At 54.5% G+C, this 22,104-nt stretch carries 20 protein-coding genes and 6 tRNA genes; 2 read left to right on the forward strand and 24 right to left on the reverse strand.

All coding sequences use genetic code 11. From position 1 onward, the window contains the following. Window positions 1-15: 15 nt before the first annotated feature. Window positions 16-954, forward strand: coding sequence for a CDF family zinc transporter ZitB (gene zitB / locus SK54_RS16910; RefSeq protein WP_048247643.1), 939 nt, complete (start codon window positions 16-18; stop codon window positions 952-954). Here the strand turns inward: zitB and pnuC are convergent. The 21 genes from pnuC to mngA all read right to left on the reverse strand — a co-directional run bounded on the left by pnuC (window position 951) and on the right by mngA (window position 17,779). Next, the gene (gene pnuC / locus SK54_RS16915) at window positions 951-1,670 is read right to left on the reverse strand and encodes a nicotinamide riboside transporter PnuC (protein ID WP_017694131.1); all 720 of its coding nucleotides are present in this window, start codon (window positions 1,668-1,670) and stop codon (window positions 951-953) included. The two genes, zitB and pnuC, sit on opposite strands and share 4 nt — an antisense overlap. A gap of 22 nt (window positions 1,671-1,692) precedes the next feature. Then, on the reverse strand, window positions 1,693-2,736 hold the full coding sequence (gene nadA, locus SK54_RS16920) for a quinolinate synthase NadA (RefSeq protein ID WP_047737850.1): 1,044 nt from the start codon (window positions 2,734-2,736) through the stop codon (window positions 1,693-1,695). A gap of 230 nt (window positions 2,737-2,966) precedes the next feature. Beyond that, window positions 2,967-3,042, reverse strand: a tRNA-Lys gene (locus tag SK54_RS16925). 3 nt (window positions 3,043-3,045) lie between these two features. Beyond that, a tRNA-Val gene (locus tag SK54_RS16930) sits at window positions 3,046-3,121 on the reverse strand. Between the two features lie 27 nt (window positions 3,122-3,148). Continuing rightward, window positions 3,149-3,224: transfer RNA gene (locus SK54_RS16935), tRNA-Lys, on the reverse strand. Window positions 3,225-3,227: 3 nt separating this feature from the next. Next, window positions 3,228-3,303, reverse strand: a tRNA-Val gene (locus SK54_RS16940). 41 nt (window positions 3,304-3,344) lie between these two features. Further along, a tRNA-Val gene (locus SK54_RS16945) sits at window positions 3,345-3,420 on the reverse strand. Between the two features lie 27 nt (window positions 3,421-3,447). Further along, a tRNA-Lys gene (locus SK54_RS16950) sits at window positions 3,448-3,523 on the reverse strand. Between the two features lie 161 nt (window positions 3,524-3,684). Next, window positions 3,685-4,473: a cell division protein CpoB gene (gene cpoB, locus SK54_RS16955; RefSeq protein WP_003858574.1), complete on the reverse strand. Its 789-nt coding sequence runs from the start codon at window positions 4,471-4,473 to the stop codon at window positions 3,685-3,687. Between the two features lie 9 nt (window positions 4,474-4,482). Then, window positions 4,483-5,004, reverse strand: a complete 522-nt coding sequence (gene pal / locus SK54_RS16960; RefSeq protein ID WP_003858578.1) for a peptidoglycan-associated lipoprotein Pal — start codon at window positions 5,002-5,004, stop codon at window positions 4,483-4,485. 34 nt (window positions 5,005-5,038) lie between these two features. Next, a complete protein-coding gene (gene tolB / locus SK54_RS16965; RefSeq protein ID WP_017384962.1) occupies window positions 5,039-6,331 on the reverse strand; it encodes a Tol-Pal system beta propeller repeat protein TolB in 1,293 nt (430 codons plus the stop codon). A gap of 100 nt (window positions 6,332-6,431) precedes the next feature. After that, complete coding sequence (gene tolA, locus SK54_RS16970; protein ID WP_026094363.1) at window positions 6,432-7,679, reverse strand: cell envelope integrity protein TolA; 1,248 nt, start codon at window positions 7,677-7,679, stop codon at window positions 6,432-6,434. 28 nt (window positions 7,680-7,707) lie between these two features. Further along, window positions 7,708-8,136, reverse strand: coding sequence for a colicin uptake protein TolR (gene tolR / locus SK54_RS16975; protein WP_003858589.1), 429 nt, complete (start codon window positions 8,134-8,136; stop codon window positions 7,708-7,710). 3 nt (window positions 8,137-8,139) lie between these two features. Further along, a complete protein-coding gene (gene tolQ / locus SK54_RS16980; protein ID WP_003858590.1) occupies window positions 8,140-8,832 on the reverse strand; it encodes a Tol-Pal system protein TolQ in 693 nt (230 codons plus the stop codon). Continuing rightward, entirely contained in the window at window positions 8,829-9,233 is a 405-nt protein-coding gene (gene ybgC / locus SK54_RS16985) for a tol-pal system-associated acyl-CoA thioesterase (protein ID WP_003858593.1), read from the reverse strand. Before ybgC ends, tolQ begins: the two co-directional genes overlap by 4 nt. Before the next feature lie 148 nt (window positions 9,234-9,381). Beyond that, entirely contained in the window at window positions 9,382-9,672 is a 291-nt protein-coding gene (ybgE, locus tag SK54_RS16990) for a cyd operon protein YbgE (protein ID WP_003858596.1), read from the reverse strand. Next, window positions 9,672-9,785, reverse strand: coding sequence for a cytochrome bd-I oxidase subunit CydX (cydX, locus tag SK54_RS16995; RefSeq protein WP_003858598.1), 114 nt, complete (start codon window positions 9,783-9,785; stop codon window positions 9,672-9,674). The genes ybgE and cydX overlap by 1 nt, the downstream gene beginning before the upstream one ends. Window positions 9,786-9,799: 14 nt before the next feature. Further along, window positions 9,800-10,939, reverse strand: a complete 1,140-nt coding sequence (gene cydB / locus SK54_RS17000) for a cytochrome d ubiquinol oxidase subunit II (protein WP_023296139.1) — start codon at window positions 10,937-10,939, stop codon at window positions 9,800-9,802. Window positions 10,940-10,954: 15 nt separating this feature from the next. Further along, window positions 10,955-12,523: a cytochrome ubiquinol oxidase subunit I gene (gene cydA, locus SK54_RS17005; RefSeq protein ID WP_003858601.1), complete on the reverse strand. Its 1,569-nt coding sequence runs from the start codon at window positions 12,521-12,523 to the stop codon at window positions 10,955-10,957. A 685-nt stretch (window positions 12,524-13,208) separates the two neighbouring features. Next, on the reverse strand, window positions 13,209-15,839 hold the full coding sequence (mngB, locus tag SK54_RS17010; RefSeq protein WP_048247645.1) for a mannosylglycerate hydrolase: 2,631 nt from the start codon (window positions 15,837-15,839) through the stop codon (window positions 13,209-13,211). Window positions 15,840-15,862: 23 nt separating this feature from the next. Next, on the reverse strand, window positions 15,863-17,779 hold the full coding sequence (gene mngA / locus SK54_RS17015; protein WP_023303308.1) for a PTS 2-O-a-mannosyl-D-glycerate transporter subunit IIABC: 1,917 nt from the start codon (window positions 17,777-17,779) through the stop codon (window positions 15,863-15,865). Between the two features lie 170 nt (window positions 17,780-17,949). On the opposite strand from mngA, the gene SK54_RS17020 reads away from it, so the two are divergent. After that, the gene (locus SK54_RS17020) at window positions 17,950-18,666 is read left to right on the forward strand and encodes a GntR family transcriptional regulator (RefSeq protein ID WP_017384967.1); all 717 of its coding nucleotides are present in this window, start codon (window positions 17,950-17,952) and stop codon (window positions 18,664-18,666) included. A gap of 86 nt (window positions 18,667-18,752) precedes the next feature. Here the strand turns inward: SK54_RS17020 and sucD are convergent, their stop codons facing one another. The 3 genes from sucD to odhB form a co-directional block, all read right to left on the reverse strand. Then, window positions 18,753-19,622: a succinate--CoA ligase subunit alpha gene (gene sucD, locus SK54_RS17025; RefSeq protein ID WP_003858609.1), complete on the reverse strand. Its 870-nt coding sequence runs from the start codon at window positions 19,620-19,622 to the stop codon at window positions 18,753-18,755. After that, window positions 19,622-20,788 carry an ADP-forming succinate--CoA ligase subunit beta gene (gene sucC / locus SK54_RS17030; protein WP_017384968.1) on the reverse strand — a complete coding sequence of 389 codons (1,167 nt, stop codon included), beginning with the start codon at window positions 20,786-20,788 and terminating at the stop codon, window positions 19,622-19,624. Before sucC ends, sucD begins: the two co-directional genes overlap by 1 nt. A gap of 85 nt (window positions 20,789-20,873) precedes the next feature. Continuing rightward, entirely contained in the window at window positions 20,874-22,100 is a 1,227-nt protein-coding gene (odhB, locus tag SK54_RS17035) for a 2-oxoglutarate dehydrogenase complex dihydrolipoyllysine-residue succinyltransferase (protein WP_003858613.1), read from the reverse strand. Window positions 22,101-22,104: the final 4 nt, after the last annotated feature.

The following is a 22,104-nucleotide window of genomic DNA, read 5'->3' on the forward strand; positions in this document are numbered from 1 at the left end:
ATCAGGAACGATACCATGGCGCACTCCCACTCCCATTCCCACTCCACTGGCGATGAAAATGCCAAACGGCTTCTGCTGGCTTTTGGCGTCACTGCCACCTTTATGATAATTGAGGTCACAGGCGGGCTGATATCCGGATCGCTGGCGCTGCTGGCCGATGCCGGGCATATGCTGACCGACGCTGCCGCGCTCCTGTTTGCTCTGCTGGCCGTGCAGTTTGCCCGTCGCCCTCCCAATACCCGCCACACCTTTGGCTGGCTCAGACTGACCACGCTTGCCGCCTTTGTGAATGCGATTGCACTGGTGGTCATTACTCTTCTTATCGTCTGGGAGGCTTTTCAGCGCTTTCGGCATCCACAACCGATAGCCGGGACGACAATGATGGTTATCGCCATTGCCGGGTTGGTCGCCAATATTCTGGCGTTCTGGATATTGCACCGCGGTAGCAGTGAAAAAAATCTGAACGTACGGGCCGCGGCGCTTCATGTGCTGGGCGATCTGCTGGGTTCCGTAGGGGCCATCGTAGCCGCGCTGATCATTATGGGCACGGGCTGGACCCCTATCGACCCGATTCTTTCCGTGCTGGTATCGTGCCTTGTATTACGCAGTGCCTGGCGGCTGTTGAAAGAGAGCGTCAATGAGCTGCTGGAAGGCGCTCCCACGTCGCTGGATATTGGCAAGCTAAAACGCAATCTGTGTCGTTCCATTCCTGAAGTCCGTAACGTTCACCACGTTCACGTCTGGCTGGTGGGTGAGAAACCGCTTATGACGCTGCACGTTCAGGTTATTCCGCCCCACGATCACGATGCGTTGCTTGAACGTATTCGGCACTTCCTTGAGCATCACTACGAAATTGCGCACGCCACCATCCAGATGGAGTATCAGCCATGTAACGGGCCAGACTGTCACCTGAACGAGGCGCAGTCCGGCCACTCACACGCCCATCACCATTAACGGGAAAGCGCGCGCGAGCCACGCTCACGCGCGCTGTTAATCCACATGCGACTGCCGTTCAGGGCAATGACCGTCAGCAGCATGTACTCCAGCGACATGGCATAAACACCCTGGCGGGCAAAAATCACCACGCTAATGACGTTGATGACCACCCACAGCAGCCAGTTCTCAACGTATTTACGGGTCATCAGGATCATTGCGGCAATCGACAACACCATCATGCAGGAATCCCAGAACGGGAAGGCATCCGGCTGAAGCTCAGGCATCGTCACATTTAATCCCAGACCCGACATGACCGAGACCGCCACGCGCGTCAGGAAGGCAAATACCGGATCAATAAAGACGGTCATAAAGCCGATAGCCACCACGCAGGCCGCGAACCAGGTGATGGCTTTTGGCAACGGCAGCCAGCGGATTTGCAGTTCCGCCTCCTGCTGACTGTTTTGCCGAGACCAGGCGTACCAGCCATAGATATTGGCTGCGAAGAAGAACAGCTGTAGAAGCAGGCTGGCGTAGAGCTGGATCTGGAAGAAGATGATCGCAAACAGCGTGACGTTTATCAGCCCGAACGCATAGTTGCTGATCTTCTCAAGGCTGGCCAGCCAGATACAGAGTAAACCGGCCAGCGTACCCACCGCTTCAATCCACGACAGGTCATAGCCGCCCGCACCAATCGGGATATGAACCAGGATGTTCTGTGTGCTAAAAAAATCCATTTTTTCTCCGGGGCGTAATAAGTTAAGTACGTAGTGTAGCCGCAAAATCCAGCATACGGTTAAGTGGAATTAACGCGCCTTCACGCAGAGCGGCATCCACGTGGATCTCATGCGCTGCGCCACCGTTTTCCAGCCCCTCCGCAATCGCTTTGAGCCCATTCATCGCCATCCACGGGCAATGCGCGCAGCTTCGGCAGGTCGCCCCTTCTCCGGCGGTCGGCGCTTCGAGCAACGTTTTTTCCGGCACGGCCTGCTGCATCTTGTAGAAGATACCGCGATCGGTCGCCACAATGAGCTGCTTGTGTAACAGGGTTTTCGCAGCATGAATGAGCTGGCTGGTTGACCCGACGGCATCCGCCATGTCGACGATGGACTGCGGGGATTCCGGGTGCACCAGAATCGCGGCGTCCGGGTATAATCCTCTCATGCGCGTCAGGGCCTGGGTCTTAAACTCGTCGTGAACGATACAGGCGCCCTGCCAGCACAGCACATCCGCACCGGTTTGTTTTTGTACATAGTTTCCCAGGTGACGATCGGGCGCCCAGATGATTTTCTCCCCCAGGCTGTCCAGATGCTCAATCAGCTCAACGGCGATACTAGAGGTCACTACCCAGTCTGCCCGGGCTTTCACCGCCGCAGACGTGTTGGCATAGACCACCACGGTACGATCAGGGTGGGCATCACAGAAGGCGGTGAACTCATCAATCGGGCAACCGAGGTCAAGGGAGCATTCGGCATTCAGCGTCGGCATCAGTATGGTTTTTTCCGGGCTGAGAATTTTTGCCGTTTCGCCCATGAAGCGCACACCTGCAACCAGCAGCGTGGAGGCAGGATGTTTTGCACCGAAACGCGCCATTTCCAGGGAGTCTGAGATACAGCCGCCCGTCTCTTCTGCCAGCTGCTGAATTTCCGGGTCGGTGTAGTAATGCGCCACCATCACCGCATCACGCTCTTTAAGCAGGCGCTTAATTTTTTCACGATAGAACTGTTTTTCATCCCGGCTTAGCGGAGCGGGCTTCGGCGGGAAGGGATAGATTGCGGTTTCGGGATCAAACATCACACTCATTATGGCTTCTCGTTTTACTGGCTTAACAATATTGCCTTTGTTTTGCATGAGATAACAAAAATGAGGCAATGGTGTTTTGTATACTAAACAAGATAGCGAATTTGAGGGGGAATGTCATCGGGAATTGATGCCGGTAGCATCTGTCGGGTGGCGGCTTCGCCTTACCCGACCTACAAGGCACTGGCGAACGACAGATAGCAAAAAGGCGCCTTTAGGGCGCCTTTCAACACTGGTGGGTCGTGCAGGATTCGAACCTGCGACCAATTGATTAAAAGTCAACTGCTCTACCAACTGAGCTAACGACCCGAGTGGTGGGTGATGACGGGCTCGAACCGCCGACCCCCTCCGTGTAAAGGAGATGCTCTACCAACTGAGCTAATCACCCACTCTGTACTGCCAGAACTGCTTTAAGTGGTGGGTCGTGCAGGATTCGAACCTGCGACCAATTGATTAAAAGTCAACTGCTCTACCAACTGAGCTAACGACCCGAGTGGTGGGTGATGACGGGCTCGAACCGCCGACCCCCTCCGTGTAAAGGAGATGCTCTACCAACTGAGCTAATCGCCCAATCTCAATGCTTATCTACACTGCGAGTCTAACGACCCGAGTGGTGGGTGATGACGGGCTCGAACCGCCGACCCCCTCCGTGTAAAGGAGATGCTCTACCAACTGAGCTAATCACCCACTCTGTACTGCCAGAACTGCTTTAAGTGGTGGGTCGTGCAGGATTCGAACCTGCGACCAATTGATTAAAAGTCAACTGCTCTACCAACTGAGCTAACGACCCACTTTTGCGCTGCTTTCACGTTGTTTGATATCCCGTGGCAACGGCGGCATATATTACTGATTTAAGAATTCTGCGCAACAAAAATTTCGATGAAGATCACTTAACAGCTTAGGAATCATGCTGCACGACCAGAAATGACGCGATTTCTGGTCATGCGATAATCAACCCATCGAACTTAAACGTTTTTGCGCTTGTTTGGCGCCGTCTGTACCCGGGAATTTTGCAACCACCTGCTGATAAACCGCTTTGGCTTTTGCAGTGTCGCCTTTGTCCTGCATGATCACGCCGACTTTATACATCGCATCAGGCGCTTTCGGTGATTTCGGGTAATTTTTCACCACAGAGGCAAAATAAAACGCCGCATCATCCTTTTTACCCTTGTTGTAATTCAACTGACCCAGCCAGTAGTTCGCATTTGGCTGGTAAGTGGAATCAGGGTACTTCTTAACGAAGTTCTGAAACGCAACGATAGCATCGTCCTGGCGCGATTTGTCCTGCACCAGGGCAATGGCCGCGTTGTAGTCCGTATTCGCGTCACCGCTCTGTACAGGCGCACCAGACGACGCGGAGGCATCTGCCGCAGGTGCAGGCGTTGCCGCACCGCTTTGATCGCCTGCTGCTGGCTGTGCTGCTGCTCCGCCGCTGTTCAGGCTATCCATCTGCAACAAAATTTGCTTCTGGCGCTCCACAACCTGATTAAGCTGATACTGACTCTCCTGGATCTGACCACGAAGGGAATCAATATCATTCTGGTTATCGGAAAGCTGCTGCTGGAGTTGAGTTAAAAGCTGGCTGTGAGCGTTAGAAATACGCTCGAGTTGAGTGACCCGGTCTTCTACCGAGCCTGAGCCGACACTACTGATTGGTGCCTGAGCAAAAGCGGCCCAGGGGGCCGCTATTCCAACCAGTAACGACAGACTCATCAGATGATGTCTGAAGTTACTGCTCATGCAATTCTCTTAGTAAACGAGTACGGCACGGCGGTTTTTGGAGTAAGCCGCTTCGTCGTGACCCAGTACTGCTGGTTTTTCTTTACCGTAAGAAACGATGGAGATCTGGTCAGCAGAAACGCCTTTACCCTGGAGGTACATTTTAACAGCGTTTGCACGACGTTCACCCAGGGAGATGTTGTACTCCGGAGTACCACGTTCGTCCGCATGACCTTCTACGGTGACTTTGTAAGACGGGTTGCTACGCAGGAAGTTTGCGTGCGCATCCAGCATTGCAGCGAAGTCAGAACGGATGTCGTATTTATCCAGATCGAAGTAAACGATGTTGTTCTGCTGTAACTGCTGCATCTGAAGACGCGCTTGCTCTTCAGAAGACATATTGCCATTGCCGTTAGCGTCCATACCGGTGCCGGCACCCATCATGCCTTCGCCGCTCTGGTCATTGCTTGCGTTCTTGTTAGAAGAACACGCTGCGATTGCCATAACAGGCAGAGCGATCATCAGCCCCTTCAGCACTTTGTTCAGTTGCATTTCTAAGATTCCTTTAGTAATCAATTAATTATTATTACAGATACGGCGACCAGGCAGGTGATTTTACCTGTCCATCAGTTGCCGGAAGACGCGCTTTGAAACGCCCATCTGTAGAAACCAGATTCAGCACGGATCCCATCCCCTGAGAAGAGCTGTAGATTACCATGGTGCCGTTAGGTGCCAGACTTGGCGTTTCATCCAGGAACGTTGACGACAGTACTTGTACGCCCCCCGTTACCAGATCTTGTTTGGCAATGTGCTGCTGACCACCCGCAGTACTGACCATTACCATTGTTTTACCATCGGCACTGACGTCAGCATCCTGGTTCTGAGAACCTTCCCAGGTAATACGCTGCGCTGCTCCGCCGTTGATATTCACTTTATAAACTTGTGGACGACCTGCCTGGTCAGACGTAAAGGCCAGATTCTGGCTGTCCGGGAACCAGGTTGGCTCAGTGTTGTTGCTACGACCATCCGTGACCTGACGGATCTGACCAGAACCAATATCCATCACGTACAGGTTCAGGCTACCGGTTTTAGACAGGGCAAACGCCAGTTTGGTACCGTCCGGAGAGAACGCAGGCGCACCGTTGTGACGCGGGAATGACGCAACCTGACGCACAGCACCGTTAGAGAGCGTCTGGATGACCAGCGCGGAACGGCCGCTTTCGAAGGTCACGTACGCCAGCTTAGAGCCGTCCGGAGACCATGCCGGAGACATCAGCGGCTGTGGTGAACGGTGTACGGTGAACTGGTTGTAGCCATCGTAATCAGAGACGCGCAGCTCATAAGGGAACTGGCCGCCGTTGGTCTGTACTACGTACGCGATACGAGTACGGAACGCACCTTTAATACCGGTCAGCTTCTCAAACACTTCGTCACTCGCCGTATGGCCTGCGTAACGCAGCCACTGCTTGTTCACCTTATACGTGTTTTGAGCCAGAACGGTACCCGGCGCACCGCCGGTATCCACCAGCTGATAAGCGACGTTATAGCCGCCGTCTGGCGCAGGAGTAACCTGTCCGACAACCACGGCATCAATACCCAGTGCAGACCATGCAGCAGGTTGAACTTCCTGAGCGGTACCCGGCTGCTGCGGCAGACGAGAACGATCTAAGGGGTTAAATTTACCGCTGTTACGCAGGTCAGCTGCAACAATGCCGCCAATATCTTCAGGCGCAGCGCCCGGGCCTGCCCACTGGAACGGAACGACACCGATTGGACGCGCTGAGTCGTTCCAGTCGGTAATGTCGATGCTTACTGTGGCATGCACTGCTGACGTCAACAGTACTAAAAAACCAAAAGCTAATCGTAATGCCTGCTTCATCATATCTCCCTTATCCGAACAATAAGTCCTGGATAATTTAGCAGAAGGTTAACAAACTCAAATACACAAAACTATCAGAACCCGATAACCGCAGCTCTGCTTATGGCTTAAAGTTCAGCGAAGCGTCTTTGAACACTTCATAGACAGCCTGTGACGGAGGTTTTGGCAGTTTTGCCTGATTCACTGCCACAAGTGCAGCCTGGCATAACGCTTCATCTCCCCCTTCTGACTCAACGCTCAGCACCATACCATCCGTAGCCAGTTTAATATGCAGTCGGCAGGTTTTCCCGGTATAGAGCGATTTATCATTAAGTCTGCTGGCAATAGCCGCAGCAATCTGATTCTTATAGTCGTTGATCTCAGCGCCAGAAGCACCGTTGTTCTTAGTGTTACCACTTCCTGCCGGTGCTGCGTTACTTCCTTTCGCCCCACCGCCCGTTTTCGGTGCATTCTTACCGGAGCTCAGGTCGCCCAGCAGATCGTCAACCCCTGCGGCAGCGGCTTTTTCCGCAGCAGCGGCCTTTTTAGCTGCGGCTTTTTCGGCAGCCGCTTTCTTATCAGCAGCGGCTTTCTCAGCTGCCGCTTTTTTATCAGCAGCGGCTTTTTCCGCAGCGGCGGCTTTTTCTGCCGCAGCTTTCTCGGCGGCGGCCGCTTTTTTCGCAGCATCAGCAGCCGCTTTCTTCTCTGCTTCCTGCGCAGCTTTTTTGGCGGCTTCCGCTTCGGCTTTCTTCTGTGCGTCAGCGGCCGCTTTTTTCGCCGCTTCGGCTTCTGCTTTCTTCTTCGCATCAGCAGCGGCTTTCTTCGCTGCTTCGGCTTCCGCTTTCTTCTGCGCATCAGCAGCCGCTTTCTTCGCCGCGTCTGCGGCTAACTTAGCCTGAGCATCTGCCTGCGCCTTCGCGTCTGCTGCGGCTTTGGCTGCCGCCTCTTCCGCCTGCTTCTGCTGCTCCTGAGCTTTCTTCGCTGCGGCTTCAGCCTGTTTCTGCTGCTCCGCCTGCTCTTTAGCGGCTTCCTGCGCCTGCAAACGCTCTTTCTCAAGCTGCTTCAGACGTTCCTGCTCGGCGGCCTGCTTTTCACGCAGCTCTTCCGCCTGCTGTTGCGCCTGTTTTTCACGCTGTTCTTCCGCGCGTTTTGCGCTCGCCTGCTGCTGTTGCTGGCGATTATAGTTCTGCACTACCGCACCGGGATCCACCATGACGGCGTCGATGGACGAGCCACCACCGCCGCCTGATGCATCAAGGTGCTCATCGAACGAACTCCAGATCAGCGCTGCAAAAAGAATTACGTGCAGCACTGCGGAGACGATTATCGCTCGCTTAAGCTTGTCGTTCTGTTCGGTTGCCTTTGACACTATCGGTTCCCAAAAACTACGCAGATGATCAAATAGGCTGAGTCATTAAGCCAACTGACTTAACGCCCGCGCTATGTAGCAAGTTCAGCGCTTTGATAATTTCATCATATGGTACGTCTTTCGCACCACCGATTAAGAAGACCGTCTTCGGATTTGACTCCAGGCGTCGTTGCGCTTCAGCAATAACCTGCTCTGGCGGAAGCTGATCCATACGATCTTTCTCTACCACCACGCTGTACTGCCCTACGCCGGAAACCTCAATGATGACCGGAGGATCGTCATTGGTGCTTACCGCCTGTGATTCTGTCGCATCCGGCAGATCAACTTCCACGCTCTGGGTGATGATGGGCGCCGTCGCCATAAAGATCAGCAGCAGCACCAGCAGCACGTCCAGTAACGGAACGATATTGATTTCGGACTTGAGCTCGCGACGACCTCGTCCACGCGATCTGGCCATGGTTTACCCCTTGTTGCTCTCGGTGCTGGTAAACGCCTGACGATGCAGAATCGCGGTGAACTCTTCCATAAAGTTGTCGTAGTTCAGTTCCAGTTTGTTCACGCGCTGGTTCAGACGGTTGTACGCCATTACCGCCGGAATTGCGGCGAACAGACCGATTGCGGTCGCGATCAGTGCTTCTGCGATACCCGGCGCAACCATCTGCAACGTTGCCTGCTTCACCGCCCCAAGGGCGATAAAGGCGTGCATGATCCCCCACACCGTACCAAACAGGCCGATATACGGGCTGATGGAGCCAACGGTTCCGAGGAAAGGAATATGCGTTTCAAGATTTTCCAGTTCGCGGTTCATGGAGATGCGCATCGCACGCGACGCCCCTTCTACCACGGCTTCCGGCGCATGGCTGTTAGCGCGATGTAAGCGAGCGAACTCTTTGAAACCGCTGTAGAAAATTTGTTCGGAGCCTGAAAGGTTATCACGGCGTCCCTGGCTTTCCTGGTACAGACGCGAAAGCTCAATACCCGACCAGAACTTATCTTCAAACGCTTCGGCTTCGCGGCCAGCGGCATTGAGGATACGCGTTCTCTGGATGATGATGGCCCAGGATGCGATTGAAAAACCAATCAAAATCAACATGATAAGTTTAACCAGAAGGCTTGCCTTCAGGAACAAATCAAGGATATTCATGTCAGTCACTGCTTAAACTCCGCGACAATAGACTTAGGAAGCGCACGAGGCTTCATTATGGTTGGATCAACACAGACAATCAGGACTTCAGCTGAGTTCAGTACCGTGTTCTCTGCATTGACTATCCGCTGCGTGAAAACCAGTGAAGTTCCGCGCATTGATGTAATTTCTGTTTGGACTTCGAGCATATCGTCGAGTCTGGCAGGCGCAAAATACTCAAGCGTCATCTTGCGTACCACGAAGGCAACTCGCTCAGCCAACAGCACCTGTTGACTAAAGTGATGATGGCGCAGCATCTCTGTGCGTGCCCGTTCATAAAAAGCAACGTAGCTGGCGTGGTAGACCACACCACCGGCATCGGTATCTTCGTAATAGACACGTACCGGCCATCGAAACAGCGTTGTATTCACTTTACATCCCGGTAATACAAGAAAAGTTGGAGCTTTCAAACTTCGCTACTATACGCGCGGGAATGATGGTTTGGAATGGGAGAAAGTAAACGGAGAGTAAATTTTTATGGGCCAGGGTAAGCCCATAACGTTAACGGACATTTCTTATTCAGAAGAAGAAGAAAATCAAACCGGCGAGGAGAACCAGATCGGCAATCAGTGGGCAGAAGATGCCCTGCCAGTGTAGCGCTTTCGGACGAAAGCCGACACCGTGAATCACGCCTGCGCACACCGCCCACATAATCAGGAAGCCGTGCCAGATTTCAAGCTCGCTGGTTTTCGCCGCGAAGCGCGACGGGTCCCAGAAGATACAGCCTGCCAGCAGTAATGCCATAATGAGGGAAAGCGCCCTCAAGGGGCGCTTATCCATTACCGCATATAACGTTGCGATAATATTCATTAGTGCTTTTCTTCACCTGCTTTGGTCGCTTCTACATGCTCAAGCGCCAGGGCAGTGATGACACCAAACGCACAGGCAAGAAGCGTCCCTAAAATCCATGCGAAATACCACATATTCAGCTCCTTACTTAGTACATAGAGTGGGTGTTGCTTTCGATATGTTCTTTAGTGATACGACCGAACATTTTCCAGTAACACCAGATGGTGTAAGCCAGAACAATCGGAACGAACACGCAAGCCACATAGGTCATTAAGTTCAGCGTCATATGGCTGGACGTTGCATCCCACATGGTCAGGCTGGCATTCATCATGGTGCTGGATGGCATCACGAACGGGAACATCGCAATACCGGCCGTCAGGATGATGCACGCCAGCGTCAGGGAAGAGAATACGAACGCCAGAGCGCCTTTCTCCAGACGAGACGTCAGCACGGTCAGCAGTGGCAGCAGCACACCCAGAGCAGGGATAGTCCACAGCACAGGGGTATTGTTGAAGTTCACCAGCCATGCACCGGCCTGACGCGCCACTTCTTTGGTCAGCGGGTTAGACGGTGCAGCATGGTTGATAGCGGACGTCACCACGTATCCATCAATACCATACACCACCCACACGCCTGCCAGAGCGAAGCAGACCAGCGTCACCAGCGCTGCCACCTGAGCGGTAGCGCGGGAACGCAGATGCAGTTCACCTACGGTACGCATCTGGAGATAGGTTGCCCCCTGGGTGATGATCATCGCCACGCTCACCACGCCTGCCAGCAGACCAAACGGATTCAGCAGCTGGAAGAAGTTACCGGTGTAGAACAGACGCATATATTCGTCGACGTGGAACGGTACGCCCTGCAACAGGTTACCGAACGCCACACCAATGACCAGCGGTGGAACGAAGCTACCGATGAAGATGCCCCAGTCCCACATGTTACGCCAGCGGGTGTCTTCAATCTTGGAACGGTAGTCGAAACCCACCGGACGGAAGAATAAAGAAGCCAGCACCAGAATCATCGCCACATAGAAGCCGGAGAACGCAGCCGCGTAGACCATCGGCCAGGCAGCGAACAGCGCGCCGCCTGCGGTGATCAGCCACACCTGGTTACCGTCCCAGTGCGGGGCGATGGAGTTGATCATGATTCGACGCTCGGTGTCATTACGACCGAGGAAACGGGTGAGCATGCCCACGCCCATGTCGAAACCATCGGTGACCGCGAAACCAATCAGCAGAACACCGATCAGCAGCCACCAGATAAAACGCAATACTTCATAATCGATCATTTGATGACTCCTGTCTTAGCGTGCCGGCTGAGTAGTCGCAACAGACTGCTCGTAGTGGTAGCGACCGGTTTTCAGGCTGCTTGGGCCAAGGCGCGCGAACTTGAACATCAGGAACAGTTCAGCCACCAGGAACAGGGTGTACAGACCGCAAATGAGCAGCATGGAGAAGATCAGGTCGCCTGCGGTCAGGGAGGAGTTCGCTACCGCTGTTGGCAGCACCTCACCGATCGCCCACGGCTGACGGCCATATTCCGCAACAAACCAGCCGGACTCGATAGCAATCCACGGCAGTGGGATACCGTACAGCGCGGTGCGCAGCAGCCATTTTTTCTCACCGATACGGTTACGAATGACTGACCAGAACGAGGCCGCGATGATCAGCAGCATGATAATGCCGCAACCCACCATGATGCGGAACGCGAAGTACAGCGGCGCAACGCGTGGAATAGAGTCTTTGGTTGCCATCTGAATCTGCGCTTCCGTCGCGTCGGAGACGTTCGGGGTATAGCGTTTCAGCAGCAGACCGTAACCGAGGTCTTTCTTCACGTCGTTAAATTGATCGCGAACGGCCTGGTCGGTAGAGCCGGCGCGCAGCTGTTCCAGCAGCGAGTAGGCTTTCATCCCGTTACGGATACGCTCTTCATGCTGCACCATCAGATCTTTCAGGCCAGTCACCTGTTTGTCGACGGAGCGCGTGGCGATAATACCCAGAGCGTAAGGAATTTGAATGGCGAAGCGGTTTTCCTGCGCTTCCTGGTCAGGCACGCCGAACAGGGTAAACGCTGCCGGTGCTGGCTGGGTTTCCCATTCAGCTTCAATTGCGGCGAGTTTGGTTTTCTGCACGTCGCCCATTTCGTAACCGGATTCATCACCCAGAACAATAACGGACAGAATCGCGGCCATACCGAAGCTTGCTGCGATAGCGAAAGAACGCTTGGCAAAGGCGAAGTCGCGGCCGCGCAGCATATAGTAGGAGCTGATGCCCAGCACGAACATCGCGCCGCACACATAGCCAGACGCCACGGTGTGAACGAATTTAACCTGAGCAACCGGGTTCAGGACTAGCTCAGCGAAGCTGACCATCTCCATACGCATGGTTTCGAAGTTGAAATCAGATGCGATTGGGTTTTGCATCCAGCCGTTCGCCACCAGGATCCACAGTGCGGACAAGTTGGAGCCTAATGCCACCAGCCAGGTTACCGCCATATGCTGGACTTTACCCAGACGGTCCCAACCGAAGAAGAACAGACCTACAAAGGTGGATTCGAGGAAGAAGGCCATCAGACCTTCAATGGCCAGCGGCGCACCGAAAATATCCCCCACATAGTGGGAATAGTAAGACCAGTTTGTCCCGAACTGGAACTCCATGGTCAGACCGGTTGCCACGCCCAGCGCAAAGTTGATACCAAACAACTTGCCCCAGAACTTGGTCATATCTTTATAAATCTGTTTGCCGGAGAGGACGTAAACCGTTTCCATGATGGCCAGCAGGAACGCCATACCGAGCGTCAGCGGCACAAACAGGAAGTGGTACATCGCGGTCAAGGCAAACTGTAAGCGCGACAGTTCGACTACGTCTAACATTATGACTCCTTGCTCATCGCATGAAGACTCCGAGAGTGAACCCCGTTAGATAAGGATCCACACGCATGCCCCAATACAAAGTTATCTGCTTCCCTTCTTCGTTGCTTATTCTCTTCATGAGGAAAAAGCAATGATGAAAGGTTACAAATACGTTAAGAAAAAACCAAATTGATCCCGTAAATATAATACGCTGCAAAACCCTTACAATAAACAGGTTTTTATTCGAACAGATTTACGTTTTTCGACGGCGATCAATTTATAGCAAAATTACCACTTTTCGGCCATTTTGATCGGGAACAATTTAACGCCTTTTGGAGCCTTTTTCCAAGGATTAAACATTGATTTAAATCAAAAACAGCCAGAGCTGTTAATGATGTTTCTTTGTGGTGCGGATAGTAAAAACCTTGTTAAGGATATGTATATTTAAAGACATTGGTGGTTATAAAAGCCAGAAGATAATATAAACAGTTGTGATTTTTATTAACGCGCGTGAAAAAACGCATTTTGCCGGAAGATAAACATATAATGTTATCTGCTTCACAGTATTTTTCTTTCGCTTTGCTACCCGCCGAAACGATTACATTTCATTCACCTTTAATAATCTTAAAATTAACACCCTTTCGTGACTATTTGATGAAATAAAGGCCGCAGGAATGCGGCCTTTATATTGTTCTGAAGATTACCTTTAAATTTTTATGCTGAAGGTGCGTGACTGGCATGGCCGGAACGACCCCGTAATGGCTGAACCCTCCTCCCCTTGCGCCTTGCGAACCTCATTCATGTCCGTTTCGCAACAGGCCTGGACCTCACGGTTCACAGACAAAGCCACGTCACAGGAGCGGGTCCCCGAAGGGTTGTACAGACGAAGAATCATCTCGTCACGATCCTCCGCTTTTTTCAGCGCACTGAGTACGCATCCGTTAGGCGCCAGCGTTAACAGGCTATAGCTACAGGGGGTGGTGAAAGAGGCGCGGTTAAGCTTCATCGCATCCCACGGGATTTTGTTATAACAGTGCACTGGCGTTAACCACGACTTCGCCTGCTGCGCAACGCCAGCACTGACGGGCGTACCATTAAAACTGAACAGGCTAAAGCGACAGGTTAACTGGCCCCGCATCTGCGAATCAGGCACCGGCATTTTGATCCCGGACGGTCTGCCGGGGCGCAGCAGTAAATCTTCCTTCCCAAGCACCCCCACGCCGCGAAGCAACGTCAGGGCAAACGTTTTTTGACGCTCGCCAGTCACTTCAAATTCGCGCAACCCTTCGGTAAACAGGGCCATTCCGTTACGCCGTTCCTGGAGCACCGCGTAGTTGAGCAGATTCCACACCGGCAGCGGCGCTTCCTTCCAGCCCTCCTCCTGCCAGTTCGCCATCGCTTCATCCTGTACAGGTCGTGTCAGCGAACCGAACTGGGTATCGGCTAACACCGTGTCTGTGGTAAATGGCGTCGGGATCAGCACCCGCACACGGTGGTCATCCACGTGATTTCCGAGACGTGCCTCAACGTCGATACGTCGGCTGTTATGGCTGAGCGTGACCGTGAGTTCTGCCTCAAGCGTTCCCGTCTGCTGACGCGCAGAACGTTCAGCGAGATCCGCTGGCACCGCCATGCGATGGCGGATCACCGCCCTGCTCTGCCAGGCCTCGTGGATCACCTCAACCTCATGCTCGCCCTGAGCGGAAGTGAGTCTCCACTCTTCCCGTGAAGGCGAGTAGTCGTACTCATCGCCATCATCCGAGCTCTCTTCTATTTCCAGCGCGCGGTCATAGATAAGCCCGGACGCTTTATCGAGCAGACGCAGGGTGCCGTCGTCGTTTAACGTTATTTCCCAGAAAGCATTTTCCAGCAACGCCTCCGACGATTTTTCTGCCGCCAGCAGCTTGCCGGCCACGTGCGGCTCGATATAGAGCGTGCGGTAACCCATTGATGGCAGGATCTGATTGAGCTGGATATCAAACTCCATAAAGGGATCGTAGTTGCCGTAATGCACAATTTGCCGGTCAATCAAGCCGGGGTCGATTTCACGCGCGCTGCGCAGGCAGTAAGGGATTTCATTCCCCCTATCGTCCAGCAGGCGGAACTGGCTGGCGCGCAGACGTATCGTGGTGTTAATCACTTCCTCACGCGGCCAGGGCGTGAGGTTAAACATCACTAGTTTGTCTTCCTCGCTCTGCGGCATGTTGTCGACAATCTTGCGCATATAGAAGCACGTCAGGTTATCGGCCATGTCTTCCGCCAGCTCGAAGCGGGACATCACCTCACGATGCACTTTGTCACTACAGCAGCAGCCGATACTGTCGTGGGCGTGATTCTTGAGGATCTCTTTCCACATTTTTTCCAGCAAGCCGTGGTGATACTCAAAGCCCAGCGTCCAGGCAAGCGTGGCCAGCGGCTCAAGGACGTTGACGATTTTATTCTCTATCCGGGCGTGGGCGATTTTGATATCCATCCGCGTGGAGCCTATCGTCCGGTGCACTCGCATATATTTACCGTCAATAAACTCCCCTTTCAGCGTCGCCAGTTCATCGCGGTGCGCGTCAATGTGGTCAAACACCTCCTCGAAGCGGCTCATCACAAACTGACGCTGCGGATAGATTTCGCGCAGCTTATCCATCACCGCAAAGATGTTCTGCTGGAGCGGCATCTGATCATGGCCGTTAGGCAGTAAAATTTCTTTCGTCACGGAGGCTTTTTCCAGCACCTCGAAGTACGTGTCGAGCCGTTTGCGCAGCCCGGCCTCATCCTCCGGTAAGTACTTACCAATCGCGTAGCCCAGCGGCAGCACCTGTGCCGTCACTTCGCTGCCGTCCTGGCTTTGCCAGAGAAATTCGGTTTTATCGGTACCGTGCCGCTCGGAACACCCGCGCCAGAACATGGTGCGCGTGATGCCAAAACCGTTGTAAATGTGCGGCAGCTGGGAAGACATGCCGAAGGAGTCCGGCAGATAGCCAATTTTCATCGGCTCGCCAAAGGCCAGACAGTCGCGAATACCGTACATCAGATTTCGGACAATCGACTCGCCGGAGACAAGGGTGGTGTCCGTCTGGGTATACCACGGCCCGATAATCAGCTTCCCGGCCGCCACCAGCGCCTTCACGCGTGGCCTGTTTTCCGGTTTCACGGCAAAATAATCTTCCAGCACCGCCGTCTGGCCGTCGAGAACGTAGTATTTATACTCTGCGTCCTGCTCAAGACGGGTGAGGATCTCTTCCATATTATTGACCAGAAGAATACGTGACGCTTCGGTGGTGAAGTACCACTCCCGGTCCCAGTGCATATGTGGCGTGATATGAACGCGAGATACAGCTTTCATCTTCGTTTCCTGTCAGTGCGTGTTTACGATGGTATGTCTTCAGTCACGTAGGTGCCGCTCTTCACGGCCTGGCGTCGCCAGAGCAGTAAAATGAGCGTAGAGATTGCGGCGCCAGCCAGCGCGGCGCCAAACCAGCCGACAGCGGCCATCACGCCGCCCAGCCCGGCATCATGCAGTAAGAAGAGCGAGAAAATGCCCGCGCCGGGGGTGGATAGCCCAATCCCCATCGCCCCGACAATCGCTCCGGTCACCATTGACCCCAGAACAAATGAGCCAATGACCCGCAACGGATCCTCGATAGCCATCGGAATTGCCCCTTCGGTGATGCCCGCCAGCCCCAGCAGCCAGGTGGACTTGCCGGTTTCAATTTCGAACTGTTTGAACAGGTTCGGAGCCAGCATCGTTGATGCCGTCACGGTAAAGGCCGATACCATTTTGACGGAGGCAAAAATCGCATAAGGCCCGTATACGCCATTGGCCATTGCTCCCAGACAGAACGCGTAAGAGGCTTTGTTGACCGGACCGCCCAGATCGAACGAGCACATAAAGCCCAGGATCGCCCCCAGCAGCAGCGCATTCGCGCCGGACAGACCGTTAAGCCAGGCGGTCAGGGCGTTATTGATCCAGGCCACCGGTTCGCCGATCACAAACAGCATCAGGCTGCCTGCGCCCAGCACGCCAATCACCGGATAGAGATAAAAGGTCAGAAAGCCGTTGTAGCGGCTACTCAGCCGGATGTGGTTTTTCACCCAGCGCATCAGGTAGCCCGCAATCAGCCCGCCGACGATGGCCCCGAGAAAACCAGAGCCGATCATATTGGCGGCAAGACCCGCCGCAAAGCCCGGCGTTAGCGCAGGTTTATCCGCCAGCGAGTAAGCGGTATAGGCCGCCAGAACAGGCACCATCAGAATACCGAGCATCCCGCCGCCCAGTTTGCGGTACATCCACAGCCACGAGTTTTCCTGATCGAACAGATGCTGCAAGCCCAGGATTTGCGCAAGCAGTACCGACACCGCCAGCACCGTACCGCCGGCGACAATCAGCGGTACCGCAAAGGAGATACCGCTGAGCAGCGCCTGCTTGAGTTCGGTTTTAACGCACTTTTTCGCGTCCGTGTCGACGTGCGCAGGACGCGCATCGGATACAGGCTGTAGCGCCAGCGCACGCTCAATGAGCGCTTCCGCATGGCGTAAGGGTTCCGCGACGGGCACGGAAATGGCGGGCATCCCCTGAAAACGCTCACGCTCTTTGATCGCCACTTCCGCCGCGAAGATACACGCTTTTGCCTCCTGCAACTGCTGCGCGGTGATGCGCCCCTCAATACCATTTGCCCCCTGCTTTTCGACCACCACATTGACGCCGAGCTTACGTCCCGCTTTTTCGAGATACTCCGCTGCCATGTAGGTATGGGCGATCCCGGCCGGACAGGCGGTAACGCAGACGATCGTCGGGGCATTCTCCGCAACGGCGGTTTCTTGTGTGTCAGGCGCTGTTTCCAGCGCCGCAAGCACCGCTTCCGCGCTGGTCGCCGTCATCACGCGCGCCCTGAGCTCGTCATCCGCCAGGCGAGACGTCAGTTCCGTCAGGACCTGAATATGCGTTGATCCCGCTTGTGCGGGAGGAATGGCGAGCAGAAAAATTAGCTCGACCTCCTCCGGTCCGTCCACACCTTCCCAGGCCAGCGGCTCACGCAGTGTGGCCACGGCAAAAGCCGCTTCGTTTACCGCCACTGATTTACCATGAGGTACGGCCAGCCCCTCGCCCAGCGCCGTCGGGCCAAGCGATTCCCGATGGAAAACGTCTGCCAGAAACGTATCGGCGTTGGCTATTTTGCCCAACGCCACCAGCCGCGTCGCAAGCTGACGGATTGCCTCATCACGGCTGGTAAACTGCGCCTGCACGCAGACAGCACGGGGGTCGGTCAGAGTCGTCAGGTTCATAAGATCCTCACCTATCCAAAGTTATTGTCTGGGCAGGATTGTGGCAGACCGGATAATACATTTATGTGATCATTTTCACTAACACCGATATTTGTATCTTATTTGTATTATTTACAAATTTACCACTGAAGGCATAATTCCCTGAAAACGTATTAAAAAGGCGCGACACAATGGGCAATAAACCGATGTACCGGCAGATCGCCGATGCGTTCCGCGAGAAAATTAATGCCGGTGAGTTAAAACCTGGCGACGCGCTGCCGACGGAATCCAGCCTTCAGGAGGCGTTTAGCGTCAGCCGGGTCACCGTGCGGCAGGCTTTGAAGCTGCTCGCCGACGAGCAGATCATCGAAAGTATTCAGGGCAGCGGCTCGTATGTAAAAGAGGAGCGGGTGAATTACGATATTTATCAGCTCACCGGTTTTTACGAAAAGTTAGCGGATCGCAACGTCGATACGCACAGCGACGTCAGCGTCTTCGAAGTGGTGAAAGCCGATGAGCGGCTCGCGGCAAAACTTGCGCTCAATCCGGATGATAAGGTCTGGCACGTCAAGCGCGTACGCTTCATCAGGGAAAAGCCGGTGAATCTGGAAGAGACATGGATGCCGCTGGCGATGTTCCCCGACCTCACTTGGGAAGTGATGGAACAGTCGAAATACCATTACATTGAGCAGATCAAAAAGATGGTGATCGATCGCAGCGAGCAGGAGCTGGTGCCAGTCATGCCATCGGATGAGGCGATTGCCGCCCTGGCGCTCGATCCGGCAAAACCGATTCTGGAAAAAGTCTCTCGTGGCTTTCTGAAAGACGGCCGGGTATTTGAATACAGTCGCAACGTGTTTAACACCGACGACTATAAATTCACTCTGGTGGCTAAACGCAGGCAATAAAAAAAGGCCGCTTTACAGCGGCCAACCATGTCGAAACGGACATTTTTTTATACTTCAACGCGCCCCATTCGGGGAGCAGAGAGGACTTACTTAATGATGGATTTCAGTGCTTCACCGATATCCGCCAGGCTGCGAACGGTTTTCACGCCTGCGGCTTCCAGTGCTGCGAATTTCTCATCAGCCGTACCTTTACCGCCTGCGATAATCGCGCCCGCGTGACCCATACGTTTGCCTTTCGGCGCGGTCACACCCGCGATGTAACCCACCACCGGCTTGGTCACATGATCTTTGATGTAAGCAGCCGCTTCTTCTTCCGCGCTACCACCGATCTCACCGATCATCACGATCGCTTCGGTCTGTGGATCTTCCTGGAATAGCTTCAGGATGTCGATGAAGTTAGAGCCCGGGATCGGGTCACCGCCGATGCCCACGCAGGTGGACTGGCCGAAACCGTAGTCGGTGGTCTGCTTAACCGCTTCATAGGTCAGGGTACCGGAACGGGACACGATACCCACTTTGCCTGGGCGATGAATGTGGCCCGGCATGATGCCGATTTTGCATTCGCCTGGAGTGATAACGCCTGGGCAGTTCGGGCCGATCATGCGCACGCCTGCTTCGTCCAGCTTCACCTTCACGGTCAGCATATCCAGCGTCGGGATGCCTTCGGTGATGGTGATGATCAGCTTAATGCCTGCGTCGATCGCTTCCAGAATAGAGTCTTTGCAGAACGGCGCCGGTACGTAGATCACGGTCGCGGTTGCGCCCGTCGCTTCTACCGCTTCACGCACGGTGTTGAACACCGGCAGGCCCAGGTGCGTGGTGCCGCCTTTACCTGGCGTTACGCCGCCAACCATCTGCGTACCGTAGGCAATCGCCTGTTCGGAGTGGAAAGTCCCCTGGCTACCGGTGAAGCCCTGGCAGATAACCTTGGTATCTTTATTAATTAAAACGGACATTATTTCCCCTCCACTGCGGCAACAACCTGCTGAGCTGCATCCGTCAGACTTTTCGCTGCAATAATATTCAGGCCGCTGTCAGCCAGTTTTTTCGCGCCGAGTTCAGCGTTGTTCCCTTCCAGACGTACAACAACCGGAACGTTAACGCCCACTTCTTCTACCGCGCCGATGATACCGTCGGCGATCAGGTCGCAACGTACGATACCGCCGAAGATGTTCACCAGAACCGCTTTCACGTTGCTGTCAGAGAGAATGATTTTGAACGCTTCGGTTACGCGCTCTTTAGTTGCGCCACCGCCCACGTCGAGGAAGTTCGCTGGCTCACCGCCGTGCAGCTTAACGATGTCCATGGTGCCCATTGCCAGGCCCGCACCGTTAACCATGCAGCCGATGTTGCCATCCAGCGCGACGTAGTTCAGCTCCCACTGTGCAGCCTGTGCTTCACGCGGATCTTCCTGAGACTGATCGCGCATTTCACGCAGATCGGACTGGCGGAACAGCGCGTTGCCGTCAGCGCCCAGCTTGCCGTCGAGGCAGATCAGGTCGCCCTGGGTGGTGATCACCAGCGGGTTGATCTCGATCAGCGCCAAATCGCGCTCCAGGAAAATGGTCGCCAGACCCATGAAGATCTTGGTGAACTGCTGAACCAGCTTGCCTTCCAGACCCAGTTTGAATGCCAGCTCACGACCCTGGTAAGGCATTGGGCCCGCCAGCGGATCGATAGCCACTTTGTGGATCAGGTGCGGGGTTTCTTCCGCCACTTTTTCGATTTCCACGCCGCCTTCGGTAGACGCCATGAACACCACGCGACGGGAGCTACGGTCTACGACTGCGCCGAGGTACAGTTCTTTCGCGATGTCGGTTGCCGCTTCCACCAGGATCTGGTTAACCGGCTGGCCGTTCGCATCTGTCTGGTAGGTTACCAGACGCTTGCCGAGCCAATGTTCAGCAAACGCACGGATCTCTTCTTTGCTCTTAACAACCTTCACACCGCCCGCTTTACCACGGCCACCAGCGTGAACCTGACATTTAACTACCCACGGGCCGGAACCGATTTTAGACGCGGCTTCTTCTGCTTCACGCGGGGTAGTACAGGCATAACCCACCGGAGCCGGTAAGCCATACCGGGCAAACAGCTGTTTGGCCTGATATTCATGTAAGTTCATGTGTTCTATCCATCCTTCAGGTAATCGTTAGGTAGTGCTTTTGTAGGCCCGGCAAGCAACGCGCCGCCGGGCAAGACTGCAAAAACTAGACGTCCAGCAGCAGACGCGTTGGATCTTCCAGCAGCTCTTTAATGGCAACCAGGAAGCCTACGGACTCGCGGCCGTCGATCAGGCGGTGATCGTAAGAGAGCGCCAGGTACATCATCGGCAGGATCTCCACTTTACCGTCTACCGCCATTGGACGATCTTTAATGGCGTGCATACCCAGGATCGCGCTCTGCGGCGGGTTGATGATCGGGGTAGACATCAGCGAGCCGAACACACCACCGTTGGTAATGGTGAAGTTACCGCCAGTCAGGTCCTCAACGGTCAGCTTGCCGTCGCGGCCTTTCACGGCCAGCTCTTTGATTTTCTTCTCGATGTCAGCCATACCCAGGGTATCCACGTCACGCAGAACCGGGGTAACCAGGCCGCGCGGGGTAGAAACCGCCATGCTGACGTCGAAGTAGTTGTGGTAAACCACGTCATCGCCATCGATAGACGCGTTCACTTCCGGGTAGCGTTTCAGCGCTTCAACTACCGCTTTCACGTAGAAGGACATGAAGCCCAGACGGATACCGTGACGTTTTTCAAACGCGTCACCGTACTGCTTGCGCAGATCCATGATTGGCTTCATGTTGACTTCGTTAAAGGTGGTCAGCATCGCGGTGGAGTTTTTCGCTTCCAGCAGACGCTCGGCCACGCGCTTACGCAGGCGGGTCATCGGCACGCGTTTTTCGCTACGTGCGCCCAGAGCTGGCTGTGCCGCTGGTGCTGCCGCAGGGGCTTTCGCTTCCGCTTTCGCCTCAGAAGGCGCTTTTGCCAGATGCTTGTCGATGTCTTCGCGCGTCAGACGGCCACCCACGCCGGTGCCTTTGATGGCTGCCGGATCGAGGCTGTGCTCAGCCAGCAGGCGACGGATCGCCGGGCTGAGCGCGTCGTTGGTCTGATCGGACAGAGACGCCTGCTGGCGCTGGGCCGGGGTAGACGCTTTTTCTTCAGATTTGGCGCTGGACTCTTTGCCCGCGCTATTGCCTTCACGCAGGCGACCCAGGATCTGGCGAGAAGTGACGGTCGTACCTTCATCTTCCAGGACTGCATCCAGAATGCCATCCGCTGAAGCCGGTACTTCCAGTACCACTTTGTCAGTTTCGATTTCTACCAGCACTTCGTCACGGGTTACCGCGTCGCCTGGTTTTTTGTGCCAGGTGGCGACGGTTGCATCTGCTACGGACTCAGGCAGGTCGGGAACAAGAATATCTACGCTACTCATTATG

The organism is Enterobacter sp. MGH120 (assembly GCF_001037725.1).
GTDB lineage: Bacteria > Pseudomonadota > Gammaproteobacteria > Enterobacterales > Enterobacteriaceae > Enterobacter > Enterobacter hormaechei_C.

Excerpts from the sequence above, each read along its gene's own strand:
- odhB (WP_003858613.1), bottom strand. The coding sequence starts at position 22,100 with ATGAGTAGCGTAGATATTCTTGTTCCCGACCTGCCTGAGTCCGTAGCA.
- sucC (WP_017384968.1), bottom strand. The coding sequence starts at position 20,788 with ATGAACTTACATGAATATCAGGCCAAACAGCTGTTTGCCCGGTATGGC.
- cydA (WP_003858601.1), bottom strand. The coding sequence starts at position 12,523 with ATGTTAGACGTAGTCGAACTGTCGCGCTTACAGTTTGCCTTGACCGCG.
- tolR (WP_003858589.1), bottom strand. The coding sequence starts at position 8,136 with ATGGCCAGATCGCGTGGACGAGGTCGTCGCGAGCTCAAGTCCGAAATC.
- sucD (WP_003858609.1), bottom strand. The coding sequence starts at position 19,622 with ATGTCCGTTTTAATTAATAAAGATACCAAGGTTATCTGCCAGGGCTTC.
- SK54_RS17020 (WP_017384967.1), top strand. The coding sequence starts at position 17,950 with ATGGGCAATAAACCGATGTACCGGCAGATCGCCGATGCGTTCCGCGAG.
- mngA (WP_023303308.1), bottom strand. The coding sequence starts at position 17,779 with ATGAACCTGACGACTCTGACCGACCCCCGTGCTGTCTGCGTGCAGGCG.
- cpoB (WP_003858574.1), bottom strand. The coding sequence starts at position 4,473 with ATGAGCAGTAACTTCAGACATCATCTGATGAGTCTGTCGTTACTGGTT.
- zitB (WP_048247643.1), top strand. The coding sequence starts at position 16 with ATGGCGCACTCCCACTCCCATTCCCACTCCACTGGCGATGAAAATGCC.
- nadA (WP_047737850.1), bottom strand. The coding sequence starts at position 2,736 with ATGAGTGTGATGTTTGATCCCGAAACCGCAATCTATCCCTTCCCGCCG.
- ybgE (WP_003858596.1), bottom strand. The coding sequence starts at position 9,672 with ATGAATATTATCGCAACGTTATATGCGGTAATGGATAAGCGCCCCTTG.
- tolB (WP_017384962.1), bottom strand. The coding sequence starts at position 6,331 with ATGAAGCAGGCATTACGATTAGCTTTTGGTTTTTTAGTACTGTTGACG.
- cydB (WP_023296139.1), bottom strand. The coding sequence starts at position 10,939 with ATGATCGATTATGAAGTATTGCGTTTTATCTGGTGGCTGCTGATCGGT.
- mngB (WP_048247645.1), bottom strand. The coding sequence starts at position 15,839 with ATGAAAGCTGTATCTCGCGTTCATATCACGCCACATATGCACTGGGAC.
- cydX (WP_003858598.1), bottom strand. The coding sequence starts at position 9,785 with ATGTGGTATTTCGCATGGATTTTAGGGACGCTTCTTGCCTGTGCGTTT.
- pnuC (WP_017694131.1), bottom strand. The coding sequence starts at position 1,670 with ATGGATTTTTTTAGCACACAGAACATCCTGGTTCATATCCCGATTGGT.
- pal (WP_003858578.1), bottom strand. The coding sequence starts at position 5,004 with ATGCAACTGAACAAAGTGCTGAAGGGGCTGATGATCGCTCTGCCTGTT.